The 10,123-nt window shown below is 47.1% G+C and carries 18 protein-coding genes and 1 pseudogene; 16 read left to right on the top strand and 3 right to left on the bottom strand.

Annotated elements, in window-relative coordinates; genetic code table 11:
* Positions 1-38: 38 nt before the first annotated feature.
* Positions 39-668 (bottom strand): hypothetical protein, encoded by a 630-nt coding sequence (locus NIA71_RS08340; protein ID WP_253020180.1) that lies wholly within the window; start codon positions 666-668, stop codon positions 39-41.
* Positions 669-880: 212 nt separating this feature from the next.
* Between NIA71_RS08340 and NIA71_RS19925 the strand changes: the two genes are divergently transcribed.
* Positions 881-1,009 (top strand): hypothetical protein, encoded by a 129-nt coding sequence (locus NIA71_RS19925; protein ID WP_290445982.1) that lies wholly within the window; start codon positions 881-883, stop codon positions 1,007-1,009.
* On the opposite strand, the gene NIA71_RS08335 is transcribed toward NIA71_RS19925, so the two are convergent.
* A complete protein-coding gene (locus NIA71_RS08335; RefSeq protein WP_253020179.1) occupies positions 1,006-1,395 on the bottom strand; it encodes a helix-turn-helix domain-containing protein in 390 nt (129 codons plus the stop codon). The two genes, NIA71_RS19925 and NIA71_RS08335, sit on opposite strands and share 4 nt — an antisense overlap.
* Positions 1,396-1,538: 143 nt before the next feature.
* Between NIA71_RS08335 and NIA71_RS08330 the strand changes: the two genes are divergently transcribed.
* Positions 1,539-1,739, top strand: coding sequence for a hypothetical protein (locus NIA71_RS08330; RefSeq protein WP_253020178.1), 201 nt, complete (start codon positions 1,539-1,541; stop codon positions 1,737-1,739).
* Here NIA71_RS08330 and NIA71_RS08325 read toward each other — a convergent pair.
* Entirely contained in the window at positions 1,723-2,040 is a 318-nt protein-coding gene (locus NIA71_RS08325) for a hypothetical protein (RefSeq protein WP_253020177.1), read from the bottom strand. The genes NIA71_RS08330 and NIA71_RS08325 overlap by 17 nt on opposite strands.
* Before the next feature lie 110 nt (positions 2,041-2,150).
* Here NIA71_RS08325 and NIA71_RS08320 point away from each other — a divergent pair, with 110 nt between their 5' ends.
* The 14 genes and pseudogenes from NIA71_RS08320 to NIA71_RS08255 all read left to right on the top strand — a co-directional run bounded on the left by NIA71_RS08320 (position 2,151) and on the right by NIA71_RS08255 (position 9,852).
* Complete coding sequence (locus NIA71_RS08320; RefSeq protein WP_253020176.1) at positions 2,151-2,315, top strand: hypothetical protein; 165 nt, start codon at positions 2,151-2,153, stop codon at positions 2,313-2,315.
* A 48-nt stretch (positions 2,316-2,363) separates the two neighbouring features.
* On the top strand, positions 2,364-2,528 hold the full coding sequence (locus tag NIA71_RS08315; protein WP_253020175.1) for a hypothetical protein: 165 nt from the start codon (positions 2,364-2,366) through the stop codon (positions 2,526-2,528).
* A 46-nt stretch (positions 2,529-2,574) separates the two neighbouring features.
* Positions 2,575-2,763, top strand: a complete 189-nt coding sequence (locus NIA71_RS08310) for a hypothetical protein (protein ID WP_253020174.1) — start codon at positions 2,575-2,577, stop codon at positions 2,761-2,763.
* Between the two features lie 64 nt (positions 2,764-2,827).
* Positions 2,828-3,202 (top strand): annotated as a pseudogene (locus NIA71_RS08305) (STIV orfB116 family protein).
* A gap of 48 nt (positions 3,203-3,250) precedes the next feature.
* Entirely contained in the window at positions 3,251-3,496 is a 246-nt protein-coding gene (locus NIA71_RS08300) for an AbrB/MazE/SpoVT family DNA-binding domain-containing protein (protein WP_148399150.1), read from the top strand.
* Entirely contained in the window at positions 3,493-3,732 is a 240-nt protein-coding gene (locus NIA71_RS08295) for a hypothetical protein (protein ID WP_148399151.1), read from the top strand. Before NIA71_RS08300 ends, NIA71_RS08295 begins: the two co-directional genes overlap by 4 nt.
* Positions 3,725-3,922, top strand: a complete 198-nt coding sequence (locus NIA71_RS08290; protein ID WP_148399152.1) for a hypothetical protein — start codon at positions 3,725-3,727, stop codon at positions 3,920-3,922. Before NIA71_RS08295 ends, NIA71_RS08290 begins: the two co-directional genes overlap by 8 nt.
* Complete coding sequence (locus tag NIA71_RS08285; protein ID WP_148399153.1) at positions 3,919-4,446, top strand: hypothetical protein; 528 nt, start codon at positions 3,919-3,921, stop codon at positions 4,444-4,446. The genes NIA71_RS08290 and NIA71_RS08285 overlap by 4 nt, the downstream gene beginning before the upstream one ends.
* Complete coding sequence (locus NIA71_RS08280) at positions 4,427-5,857, top strand: AAA family ATPase (protein ID WP_148399154.1); 1,431 nt, start codon at positions 4,427-4,429, stop codon at positions 5,855-5,857. Before NIA71_RS08285 ends, NIA71_RS08280 begins: the two co-directional genes overlap by 20 nt.
* Positions 5,858-6,616: a PD-(D/E)XK nuclease-like domain-containing protein gene (locus NIA71_RS08275; protein ID WP_148399155.1), complete on the top strand. Its 759-nt coding sequence runs from the start codon at positions 5,858-5,860 to the stop codon at positions 6,614-6,616.
* Positions 6,609-7,010 carry a single-stranded DNA-binding protein gene (locus tag NIA71_RS08270; protein WP_148399156.1) on the top strand — a complete coding sequence of 134 codons (402 nt, stop codon included), beginning with the start codon at positions 6,609-6,611 and terminating at the stop codon, positions 7,008-7,010. Before NIA71_RS08275 ends, NIA71_RS08270 begins: the two co-directional genes overlap by 8 nt.
* 12 nt (positions 7,011-7,022) lie before the next feature.
* Positions 7,023-7,481 carry an ERCC4 domain-containing protein gene (locus tag NIA71_RS08265; protein ID WP_148399157.1) on the top strand — a complete coding sequence of 153 codons (459 nt, stop codon included), beginning with the start codon at positions 7,023-7,025 and terminating at the stop codon, positions 7,479-7,481.
* Complete coding sequence (locus NIA71_RS08260) at positions 7,478-7,993, top strand: CHC2 zinc finger domain-containing protein (protein ID WP_148399158.1); 516 nt, start codon at positions 7,478-7,480, stop codon at positions 7,991-7,993. The genes NIA71_RS08265 and NIA71_RS08260 overlap by 4 nt, the downstream gene beginning before the upstream one ends.
* Positions 7,972-9,852: a DUF927 domain-containing protein gene (locus NIA71_RS08255; RefSeq protein WP_148399159.1), complete on the top strand. Its 1,881-nt coding sequence runs from the start codon at positions 7,972-7,974 to the stop codon at positions 9,850-9,852. Before NIA71_RS08260 ends, NIA71_RS08255 begins: the two co-directional genes overlap by 22 nt.
* Positions 9,853-10,123 lie beyond the last annotated feature (271 nt).

Below are 10,123 nucleotides of genomic sequence, written 5' to 3'. Positions count from 1 at the left end.
TCCTCCATTCAAACTACACCTATTCTGTTCATAAAATACTAATCTAAAAGTTTTTTTATTTCTGGATCAACATCATGATTACACTTTTTTATAAGCCTTGCAAGTCTCCCGTGCATTTTACCCTTTGTCCCATCATTAATGGCCCCTATACGGATAGCCTCAGCACATATTTGCACAGCATTTCCATACGCTTCCTGTTTCTCGTATATCATAGCAATCCGCTTATAGGCTGGGGCGTTCTTTGGAACTCCAAGATTGTACTTTTGCCAGTAAGGGATTAGAGCTTCATACTTCGCCTTATTGCTATAGCATAAATTTAAAAATTCTTGAACTTTCGGGCCGATATATATTTTTTGGTTATATATAACTGAATATTTGCGCTCCAACTCCTCAAGTTCTGCATAATAGGCAGCCTGAAGCTTTTGGAAATATGTATCGGTGTGTGCTTCCGACGAAGGGGGAGAAGGTTTCTGACCACAACCACTTTGGAACGTGCTGAAATTCGCATTTTCAGCAGACTTTTTCTTTTTGCTTTCTTGTGTGGCAAGATGTTCTTTTGCCCTTTCTTTTTTTGCGGCGGCCTTTTGAATACTTTCCTTAAATTTAGGATCATTCCATCTTGTCCAAGGGTCGTCTTTTTTCCCGAATAACGATTTAAAAAAACCCATGATCTCCCTCCATTCAAAATTATACTTCCAATTTTTAGCAAATAACCCCAAATTCCCCAATTAATTATTTTTTGTGCTAAAATATAGTAAACTCAACGTGTGCGCACACCTGCAAATTTATACCAGCATTTTTGTGTTGATAACCGCGAACGTATGTTCTATAATGAATATACGTTCTAAAGTCCGAAGAGCGACCGGGGGAGGTGTTGCACATGAACGGTAAACAATACATAGAGCTCATTCTTCAATTTATTAACAAAATCGACGAATCCGACCTTGTTTTTCTAAGGCAGATTTATACAATTCTTAAGCGTCACGAAGAAAGGCGGGAGCGGCATTAGCCGCCCTGCTTTTTTATATTCTCCAAAAGTGACCGACTGAACTGCTTTATAACTGCCTTTGATTTTTCGTCCAGTTGGTCGTACGTGCGCATGATTTCCTTAATCATCGCATAAAGCTCGTTATCTACATCATACAGCAATTCGGAGACAAATGCGGCCGTCTCATCCTCCTCTGCGAGCGGCTGAAACATTTCCCCTGTGCCTGTTCGGAGCCACTCTTCATTTACATTAAATTCTTTGCATATTAGCGATATGACTGCGTCAATTGGCTCGTTACGTCCGATCTCATAGTTGGCAATCGTATTTCTTTTCATGCTCAATCTGTCCGCGAACTTTTCTTGTGTAAGCCCCAATTCTTTTCTTAGCGCCCTTATTCTATCATTCAATTTTACACCTCCTAACCTCGAGCATCTTAAGTATATAATACGAATGTGCGAATGTCAACAAAAAAGTTATTGACAAGAGTGCGAATGAGACGTATAATAGTCCCATAAACACAAAGCAACACAACGGAGAGGAGGTGAAGAAGGTGGAAACAAAAAAACTTGAATCAATTCACATTGACCTAAATGAAGGGATTTTCGAATTAAATGGAAATCCAATGTGCTGCGTCAAGGCGCTCGATCTGCGAACATACGAAGACGACGGGAGTACAAGGTGGAGCCTGCGCATTGCGAAAGATGAGTTTTATTCGGGATGCACAGGCCAAAAGGTTACGGACGAAGCTTAGCAATGATATCAACAACTTCTTTTAATCTGTTTTTGAAGCGATTTTCTATATAAATAATTGCATCATCAGTCAGTTGAAAGCTGTTGTCAATATACGCTTTCAGAAGCTTCTTGCTGCGTAGTTCCTTGATGGCTGATCTAATGTCAGATTCAAGAGTTCCTTGTAAAAATTGAGTTTGCAAAACAGCAGGATTCGCAAACATTATCGCATTTTCTTTATCAATTCCATGTTTGCGGCGGGTTAAAAATTCTTCGCAAATCTGACAAAATATAAGATCAGTATCTTTGGTAAGTTTAATCATTCGTTTTCTCCTCCTTTCTTATGTACTCGGCCTGGCGGGGCCTGTACATACATTATAGGAGGGATGGCGCAAAAAGTAAAATATTGGAAACTAAAAAGGAGGTGAGGCGCATGACAGACGAAAAAAAGAAAGATATTGAAGAAACCGTTGAAGTCTTGAAAGGGCTGGATAAGCAAAGCATGGCGCTCGTAAAGAGCAATGTCGAAATCTTAAAGGCAAGGCAAGATTTGGAACAGGTGGACAAGTCTAAAGATCATCCAAAGAAAACCGGATAGGAATTGGACAAAGCTGCGGAAGCATATCTTATATGAGGAGGTGAGTAAGTGGCAGTAATAAAAGAATATAAAAATGAACACGGTGCGACTATCAAGATCAACGATGCCGCTTACCGAGACAAATCTCCAGAGGAACTCAAAAAAATAGCCGAACATGCAAATGCGGTGGCCTGGCAAATATTAAAAAATAGTGTTGAGGAAAAGGCTATTTAAAAAATTGAACAAATTGGACAAGCCTAAAAATGAGAGGTGAAAAACCATGTTAGCAACAATTTTAGTTTCCGGTCTCGTAAGCCTGACCGTATCGCTGATACTGGCACGCATAATGGCAAAAGAAATGGTCAAAATGCTGGGCGAGATCGAGTCTGCGGAGAAAGCGCACCGGGAAGACCTGCTGAACATAGCTGTAGATGCAATCAGCAGGATGAAGAACGGAGGCAGCGCATGAAATGGTTATTGCTAGAGATTGCCGGATGGCTGGGAATCGGAATGGCGACCATGCTCCCGGCGCTATGGCTGAATGGAATGTTATATCAGTATGGAATATAAAGAAAAGGAGAAAAACAATGAAAATCGGAATTTTAAACACATCAATCTTAACAACAGCGGGCGAGTATACCTTAAAGGACATCACCTTAGAGGACGCAAAACAGATTATTGCAGGACAGGAGATTGACAGTGCAGTTGGACATCAGTCTACATCAGAGATTTTGACGACACTACTCAAGAGAGACGTGCCAGTTAACCGCTAGTTTTTTCAGCAGCAGGTAGGGCAAAAATGTATCGTCTTTAAGCTATTAGGCCGCCCGGAGGAAGGCAAGATTTTGAGCCTTGAGGACATCGAGAAAATCGGATATAAATTCCAATTACTTGAAAGAAAAGCGTAAAGGCCGGAAGACGCAGGAAGTTATTGAAAAGTTGAGAGGAGTAAGACAATGAAAAACACTGGAATCGTAAGAAGAATCGATGATCTGGGCAGGGTTGTGGTCCCAAGGGAGCTGCGGAGGTCCTTGCAGATTGAAAATGGAGACGAGGTTGAAACCTTTATGGAAGGCGACCGGGTCATCCTGAAAAAGTATGAACCAGGCTGCGTCATCTGCGGGAGCATGGACAATTTAGTGGATTTTCGCGGGAGGCCAGTTTGTGGGATGTGCCGGACGATGTTGAGGGAGGAAAAATGATGGAAAAGAAAAAAGAATTTTTGGAGCAGGTCAAGCTTGCGCTAATCGAGGACCCGAGAAGCAATGTGGCAGACATTACCTACCAGAGTGATGAAGGTAGGGAAATCATCACCGTATACTTTATCGGAGGCGGGAAGCGAAGGATCAATGCAACCTGCAATAGTAACGGAGCCAACTTTATGGAAGTGGGCCGAGCTGTCTATGAGGGAGGTGCGCGAGGTGAAATCTATGAATAATCTAACTGCCTGCCCCAGATGCGGCAACACAGAGATCGGTCCGGAGTATAACTACTGCATCATCTGCGGACTGCAATTAAAAGAAAACGCTCCCGCAGGCTTTGCAGAGCCAGATGCAGGAGCAAATCGAATTAATCAAGTACAGGATAAACCAATTCAGGAGGTTTGTCAAATGGAGGAGAAGAAATGAGTAAGACACATTGGAAAAAATTTCAGAACCCGGACTATATCGGAGCATATGCTTTCGATGAGGGTGAAGAAAAAGTAGTAACAATAGATTATGCACAGAAAGAAAAATACACAGGTAATGGAGGCAAGAAAGATGAGGGGCTGGTTGTCCATTTTGCCGAAAAAGACGTTAAGCCAATGATCGCGAACTCAACCAACTCAAAGCGGATCGAGAAGGTGGCCGGAAGCCCATATGTCGAGGATTGGCACGGTGTCAGGATCCAGTTGTATACGGAGGTGGTCACTGCGTTCGGAGAAACGGGGCCTGCTGTAAGGGTCAGGGACTTTGCGCCAAAAGAAGAGTTTTACTGCGACGATTGCGGCGCAGCAATCAAGGCGTCAGATGGGAAAAGCCCGCGGCAGATCGCGGCGTCGACAAAGAAACGGTACGGCGTAGAGCTTTGTGCGAACTGTGCGACAAAGCGGTTTGAAGCCAAGAAAGCAGAAGAAGCGGAGGAACCAGTAAATGAAAACGACGAAGATTAAGATAAAAAACCTGTTCGGTATTACAGAGACGGAGCTAGATGGAAAAAGCATCGAGATCACCGGGACGAACGGATCCGGGAAAACCTCCGTGATCGACGCGATCCGTTACGGCCTGACCAACCAATCCGACCGGGATTACATCATCAAACGCGGCGAGTCCGAGGGCGAGATCATCATCGAGACGGACACGGGCCTTTACATAGACCGCAGAAAGAGGACGGACAAAGCAGACTACAAGTCCGTAAAGGAGGTAGGCAGGGAAGTCCCAGGGCCGGAGTCCGTGCTTCGGCAGCTGTTTACTCCTTTGCAGCTGGACCCGGTCGCCTTTATCGGAATGAGCAAGCAGGAACAGAACCGGATCATTCTGGACCTGATCGAGTTTGACTGGGACCTGAACTGGATCAAGGAGCAGTTCGGGGAAATACCGGAGGGTGTCGACTACCAGCAGAACATTTTGCAGGTCTTAAACGACATCCAGGCGGAGAACGGCATATACTTTACAGACCGGCAGGATGTTAACCGGGACATCCGCAACAAGCGCGCCTTTATTGCGGAGATCGCCGCCGATATCCCGGCCAAGTATGACGCGGCTAAATGGGAGAACTATGACTTGGGAGACAGTTATCGGGAGCTGGAGCGGATCCGGGAAGAGAACAGCCGGATCGAGCGGGCAAGAGTCTTTAAGGACAGCTATGACAATAAGCTCCGAGGTCTTGAGGCGGAGAAGCAAATTCAGATATCCGCAGAAGAAAAGGCGATCGCATCGGAGCGGGACGGATTGACCAGCACAATCGAGCGGTTGAAAGCGGAGATTAAGGCGGCGGAAGAAAAGCTGAATGGTCTTGACGGTAAGTTACGAGACAAGATCGCCCTTGCAGAGAGCCAGTATAACGAGAAAAAAGCGAAGCTGGACAAAGATATTGAAGTGGCGGACAAGTACATCGCTATGGAGCCGACAGACTGCACAGCGCTACAAGACGAGGTGGACACGGCGGAGCGCATGAAGAAACACCTGAACGAATACCGGCGCATGAAGACGCTGGAGCAGGACGTGGAGGCGTTAAAGAAGGAATCCGAAGAGTTGACCAGAAAGATCGAGCTTGCCAGGGAACTGCCCGGCAAGATTTTAGAGACGGCCACGCTGCCAGTTGAGGGCCTGACCGTGGAAAACGGGATCCCGCTCATTAATGGGCTGCCGGTGAGCAACCTGTCTGAAGGCGAAAAACTGAACCTGTGCGTGGACGTGGCGCTCTCTAAGCCGAACAATTTACAGATCATCCTGATCGACGGGGCGGAAAAACTGTCCGACGAGAACAGGGACAAGCTATATAAAAAGTGTAAAGACAAGGGATTGCAGTTCGTGGCGACGAGGACCACGAATGACAGAGAATTGGAAGTGAGGTATCTGTAAATGTTAACAGCAGAAACATATTTTGACAAAGAAAATCAGATGAAATATTTCGGGGCGTCGCAGTTCAAAGCGTTTGAAAAATGCGAAGCCGCAGCGATGGCGGAAATCAGGGGCGAGTATGAGCGGGAGAAAACGGTCTCCCTGCTCATCGGCTCCTACGTGGACGCGCATTTTGAGGGGACGTTGGATATCTTTAAGGCGCAGCACCCGGAACTGTTTACAAGGTCCGGCGATCTTCGGTCCGATTACCGGAAGGCCGAGGAAATTATCAGCCGCCTGGAGCGAGACGAGCAATTCATGCTATACATGTCCGGACAACCCCAGGTCATCATGACCGGCGAACTATTCGGCTACCCGTGGAAAATCAAGATTGACAGTTATCACGAAGAAATGTTCATCGTGGATCTGAAAATCATGAAAGATTTCGCGCCGGTTTGGGTGGATGGAGAAGGGAAACTTCCATTTATCGAAGCTTGGGGTTACGACATCCAGGCCGCGATCTACCAGGCAACAGAAGGAAACCATTTGCCTTTCATCATCGCGGGTGCGACGAAAGAAAAAGTGCCAGACCTGGCGCTGCTGGAGGTGCCGCAGTACAAAATTGACACGGCGCTCAAGATCATCGAAGCAAAGATCGACCGGTACGCGGATATCAAGGCCGGGCTGGTCGAGCCGGTCCGCTGCGAACACTGCGACTACTGCAAACAAACCAAGGTGCTGACCGGGCCGGTACCGTACACGGAGGGTTACGATGAATAACATAACGATTAAAGGCCGGTTGACAAGGGATCCGGAGTTTGGCACATATACGACCGCGAAAGGCGAAACAAAGAGCAACTGCAAATTTACTGTTGCGGTAGACCGTAGGATTGGAGAAGAAACGGATTTCTTTAACTGCATAACCTTCGGGGCCTTGTCAAACGTGATCGATAAACATTTTTCAAAAGGGAAAGAAATCGTCGTCTCCGGGGAAATGCAGTGCAACCCGTACAAAGCCAAGGATGGCACGAAAAGATATCCGTGGTCGCTTGTGGTCAATCAGTTTGATTTCTGCGGCAGCAAGAAGGACAAAGAGGGTGCTTCAAAGCAAGACGATGTGCCGCCGGGCTATGAAGGATCGGAAATGGTGGAAGAGGAGGACTTGCCTTTTTAGAGGAGGTAGCTTATGCAGATACAAATAGACAGCAGAGAAAAAAGCCGGGCGATCAAAAAAATCGTGGCAGAATTTGACCGCCGCGACGTGAAATATTTTGTCAGCAAGCTTTACGTCGGCGATTACATCAACATGGAGCGGCCGCTGGTGATCATCGACCGGAAGCAGAACATTGCCGAGATCGCCCAGAACGCGACCAGCGGGCATAAACGAGTAAAAAAAGAACTGGAGCGCCTGGACGAGATGGGCGCGAAGATGTACTTTTTGATCGAACAGGATACCATCGGCGGGAAGCAAATTACTGGCCTGGAGGATATCATCTTTTGGGAGCCGAAGTTCGGGGAGATCATCGGGCAGCAGGTATATAAAATCCTGAAAGCCTGGGAATATAAGCACAACGTGGAATATGTGTTTTGTAATAAGAGGGATACGGGCAAAGAAATCATCCGGCTGCTGGAGACAGAACAATGAGAACCGATTTAGCCAGACAGATCACCGGTGCGCTGAAGCTCCGGGACGTGATGGAGTTTTATGGAGTGAAATTTAACGGGAGGGGCTTTGCAAAGTGCCCCTTCCACACAGAAAAGACCGCAAGCCTGAGCATCAAAAATGAGCATTACAAGTGCTTTGGCTGCGGAGCATACGGCGGGATCATCGACTTTGTGATGGAGTCATACGGACTTTCATTTCAGCAGGCTCTAGTCAAGTTAGACAGCGATTTTAGCCTGGGGCTGATCGGGCGGAAACCGACCTACCTGGAGCGGCAGCAGATGGCGGAAAACAGGCGGATAGAGCGATTATATAAGCAGATTAAGGCCGATAGACACAAGGAGTATTTAACGCTCTGTAACGTCCATTCCGTTCTCTTCCGGCGGCTCTGCAACGGCGAAGAATGGCTAAAGGAAATAGTTGAAAAGCTGGATGATCTACTCGATGATTTCAGCGGAGAGGAGGCGAGGCTGTGGGAGACGGCAATGACGTAACGATATACACTAAAGAAGATTTTTTAGACAGCACCGCCCCATTTGAGGAGCTTTACAAGCTGATCGACGATCCATTTGAGCTGAACCGTAAGCTTGAAAAGATGGCGCAGCTGGCAAAGGCGACCGGCGTGAATGGATTTAAAGGCATGTTTAAAGACTATTGCCAGAAAGTGCGGATGACCAATAATCAAGTGATTGCTTACAACGTGAGCAATTTTGACAAGCAGGAAATTGAGCTGGAAACCGGTCAATGGCAGGCGGACGATGGAGGGATACGGCGAGAGGGCCCTTACGGATCAGAGGTTATTGCCTGTGTCCACCCGATCATGCCGGTAAAAAGGCTGGTAAACATTGACACTGGAATTGAAAAGTTGGAACTGGCGTACCGAAAAGGTTACCAATGGCGGAAAATGATCTTTGACCGCAGGCAGATCGCCAGCGCGTCGTCGATTGTCGCTTTGTCCGATTATGGGGTAGCCGTGACCAGCGAAAATGCCAAGTACCTGGTCCAATACCTGCACGACGTGGAGAACCTAAACTATGAAAAAATCCCGGAGTCAAGTTCCGTGTCCCGGCTGGGCTGGATCGGCGAGGAGGGCTTTGCTCCATATGTCGAGAATCTTGTATTCGATGGAGACATTGCTTTCAAACACTTTTTTGAGAGTGTCGGGCCACGGGGAAGTTTCGATCAATGGCTCCGAGCAGTAAAGCAGATCAGGGCCGAGGGGAATGTGCCTGCAAAGATATTGGTCGCCGCGTCCTTTGCGTCGGTGCTGGTTGGACCGTGCAACTGCCTTCCATTTTTCGTCCATCTGTGGGGCGGCACGGAGTCGGGTAAAACGGTCGGGCTGATGCTGGCGGCATCGGTCTTCGCGAACCCGGAAATGGGTAAATACATACACACCTTTAACAGTACCGCGGTGGCGCAAGAGCTGTCAGCAAGCTTTGTCAACTCGTTGCCGTTGATCCTGGACGAATTGCAGATTGTGAAGGATAGAAAAGACTTTGACCAACTGATCTATCAATTATCCGAAGGAGTTGGACGGTCACGTGGTCAGAAAACAGGGGGATTACAAAGAACGGGAATCTGGAACAACTGCATCATTACCACTGGAGAGCAGCCGATCAGCAGCAGTCACTCCGGTGGCGGAGCCATTAACCGAATTATTGAGATCAGCTGCGAGGACACAAAACTCTTTAAAGACCCGGCCGGGCTGGTCGACGTGATCCGGAAGAACCACGGCCATGCGGGCAAGCTGTTTGTGGACAAGCTGATGGAGCCGGGCATGATGGATTTAGCAAGAATGACGCAAAAAAGCCTATATAAAGAGCTGACGGAGACGGAAATAACCGAAAAACAAGCGCTTGCCGCAAGCCTGATTTTAACAGCGGATGCTCTGATCGACGATTGGATTTTTAAAGACGGTCACGGCCTTGCGATTAAAGAAGTGGCGCAGTTTTTATCCACGCACGACGAGGTGTCCGTAAACCTAAAAGCCTATGAGTGGCTGATGGAATGGCTGGCGCAAAACAGCGCGCACTTTGACGAAAATCAGGACCGAATACCGGACACGTGGGGAAAGATCGCATATGGATCCGCGTCCATTGTCCGAAGCGTCTTTAATAAGGCTTGCACGGAAAACGGGTATAACCCGACTGCATTTTTATCCTGGTTAAAGCGGAATGATAAGCTTGAGCTTACGAAAAGCGGCAAGGGATACACCAAGGCCGTAAAGATAAACAAGGTCGCCTGTCACTGCGTCGTGATCAAGCGGATCGAAGGACAAGTAGAAGGATTTGAGGAAATGGACAAAACGGAGCAAATGGGTTGTACCTTTGAGGACGAGGAAAAACGTTGAAATTTCAACAAAGCTTGAAAATGGAAAAATTTTGCGGTGCGAACCAAAGTCGCACTTTGAATCCATTGGAAACGCAAGGATACAGCGATTGAATGGCGCTGGTGCGACCAGTACAACCACTTTTACTAAGCTTTATATAGAGAAAAATATATACCCTGTAAATAACTTACAGTCATATCGAAGCTCTATAGAGATTGCTTAAAATCGTCGCACATGTCGCACCAATCGATAGAAACAAGTATTTGCAACGGTTAAGCGGTGCGAACCAAAG

The sequence above is a fragment of the Ihubacter massiliensis genome, from assembly GCF_024125305.1.
In the GTDB taxonomy this organism is placed as follows: Bacteria; Bacillota; Clostridia; order Peptostreptococcales; family Anaerovoracaceae; genus Hominibacterium; species Hominibacterium faecale.
This window is presented reverse-complemented; position numbering and strand designations above follow the sequence as displayed.